This is a genomic window from Microbacterium sp. UBA3486, assembly GCF_002377845.1.
Taxonomy (GTDB): domain Bacteria; phylum Actinomycetota; class Actinomycetes; order Actinomycetales; family Microbacteriaceae; genus Microbacterium; species Microbacterium maritypicum_A.
The window spans coordinates 1-265 of record NZ_DFQP01000110.1 but is presented as its reverse complement, the minus strand read 5'-3'; the positions used below and the strand labels follow the sequence as shown (position 1 = coordinate 265).

At 73.6% G+C, this 265-nt stretch carries 1 pseudogene; it reads right to left on the bottom strand.

Going from position 1 to position 265, the window contains the following annotated elements:
- Nucleotides 1–265: pseudogene (locus B2869_RS17360) on the bottom strand (NAD(P)-dependent oxidoreductase); the annotation flags it as partial.

The following is a 265-nucleotide window of genomic DNA, read 5'->3' as shown; positions in this document are numbered from 1 at the left end:
CCTCGCGTCCCGTCACCTCGGCGAACGCCGCGGCGAGGTCGGAGTAGTTCCAGGCGACGTCGCCGCCCAGCTCGTAGACCTCGCCGATGTGCCCGTCCTCGAGCGCCACTGCGGCCGCGGCTTCGGCGAAGTCCTTGCGGCTCGCCGAGGCGACACGTCCGTCGCCGGCGCCGGCGGCGAGCACGCCCGTCTCGGCGGCGCGCGCGAGGTCGGCGGCGTAGTTCTCGGTGTACCAGTTGTTGCGGAGGATCACCGCAGGCAGTCC